The organism is Moorena sp. SIO3B2, from assembly GCF_010692525.1.
GTDB classification, from domain to species: Bacteria; Cyanobacteriota; Cyanobacteriia; order Cyanobacteriales; family Coleofasciculaceae; genus Moorena; species Moorena producens.
In genome coordinates this window covers 1-1,791 of sequence record NZ_JAAHHE010000786.1, presented here as the reverse complement: position 1 = coordinate 1,791, position 1,791 = coordinate 1, and the positions used below count along the sequence as shown (strand labels likewise).

Annotated in this window: 2 protein-coding genes; both read right to left on the bottom strand. The window is 45.4% G+C overall.

Features of this window, described 5'->3' with window-relative positions; all coding sequences use genetic code 11:
• Positions 1 to 66: 66 nt before the first annotated feature.
• A complete protein-coding gene (locus F6K38_RS41025) occupies positions 67 to 1,122 on the bottom strand; it encodes a Fe(3+) ABC transporter substrate-binding protein (RefSeq protein WP_287253617.1) in 1,056 nt (351 codons plus the stop codon).
• A gap of 395 nt (positions 1,123 to 1,517) precedes the next feature.
• Positions 1,518 to 1,730 (bottom strand): hypothetical protein, encoded by a 213-nt coding sequence (locus F6K38_RS41020; RefSeq protein WP_287360574.1) that lies wholly within the window; start codon positions 1,728 to 1,730, stop codon positions 1,518 to 1,520.
• Positions 1,731 to 1,791 lie beyond the last annotated feature (61 nt).

The window sequence follows — 1,791 nt, the reverse complement described above, 5'->3', positions numbered from 1 at the left end:
AATTCGCCACGGGTCGCACCGCTCCCTACTCCCTAAAACGACAGTACTTGATCTAATTTATAACTGTTATACCCAACCAGCAATATCCATAAGTTGAACTGCTGTAGCACTATTGGGACCATATTGGGAAACACTGGTTGGATCTTCCTTGAAGGGAAAACCAAAGCCCGCAAGTACCGGATCAATCGGTGTTCCAGAAACCACTGGATATTCGCTATTAGCTTGAGCAAAGAAGGTCTGAGCCGTAGGGCTAGTTAGATACTCTAAGAACTTGATACCATTTTCTCGATTAGGAGCTGTTTTAACCAAGCCGCCACCACTGATATTAATGTGGGCACCCCGGTTTTGCTGATTAGGGAAAAATACACCAACTTTCTTGAAGATCCCCTGCTTGGCAGGGTCATCGGATTTAATATAGCGAGGTAGATAATAGGTATTTGCGATCGCAATATCCGCAATCCCAGCCGCAACGGCTTCAATTTGGGCTCGATCATTACCCTGAGGCTTGCGAGCAAAGTTACCCACAAAGCTCTCGACCCATGCTTTTACTGCTGGTACACCCAGGCTGGCAATCAGTGAGGCAACCAGAGACTGATTATAGATATTGCTCGATGAGCGGATAGCAATGCGACCTTGCCATTTGGGATCAGCCAGATTTTCGTAAGTTGACAGTTCAGCAGGGTTGACTCTGTCTTTGTTATACATAATCACCCGCGCTCGCTTAGTGAAGCCAAACCAGTGATTGTCAGGGTGTCGCAGGTTAGCGGGAATATTGGAGTTGAGTTCCGATGAATTAACCGGGGCAAAAATACCAGCCTGGTCAGCTTTCCAAAGACGACCAGCGTCAACAGTAATTAAGACATCAGCAGGGCTATTGGCCCCCTCACTTTTAATCCGTTCTATTAATGGATTTGCTTTCCCCTCAATCAGATTCACTTTAATACCAGTGATGCGGGTGAAGTTATCGTACAAGTCATCATCCGTCTTGTAGTGACGAGAGGAGTAGACATTGACTACCCGATTCTGGGCGACTGCTCTACGAGGTTTACCCAGTTCACCCAAGGTGTAAGCCGCCATGGCTGTACCACCTGCTAGTAAGATATTTCTTCTATTGATGTTCATCAGCAACTACTACTTTCTCTCCTTAGGGTTGTCGCTAAATTTATGCAGTAGGTATGTTAATCCAGCACCTGAGTTACCATACCTACTGCTATCGCTATAAATTATCGATTAGTTTGTAGATTTTGTAAACTACCTCAGGCGGTCGGATCGCAAATAAATCCTTTCAATTACCTGATTTGACTATATACTTGACCCTATAGTAGATGTAATGGTCAGTGTGTAGAAGAGGAACTTTACTCAGTATACTATTATTTTTTTAATAGCTTATCAGAAATTTATCTAAAAATTTTCCAGAGGAATAGAGCTGAAAGTTATAGGGCTGCGCCCAGGGCTAGGGAACTTCCGCCCTTAGGAAACAGGCACTGGAAAAGCTTGTCATATAAAGGGTTTAGCAATTATTGCGTCCTTGAATTTGGAAACACCTTTACCAGCATTACTACAATTGATAAGATTTTGCGGCTACTGACTACTGAGCGAGTCGGGAGTCGGGAGTCGGGAGTCGGGAGTCGGGAGTCGGGAGTCGGGAGTCGGGAGTCGGGAGTCGGGAGTCGGGAGGCGGGAGTCGGGAGTCGGGAGACGGGAATCGGGAAATTGTAAGCGCAAAGCACTTAACAGTAGTCACCTCACATGCCTGCTCTTGCTTGAAAAATACAACACAATAACAAGACA

Coding starts and splice junctions, on each gene's coding strand:
- F6K38_RS41025 (WP_287253617.1), bottom strand. CDS start 1,122: ATGAACATCAATAGAAGAAATATCTTACTAGCAGGTGGTACAGCCATG.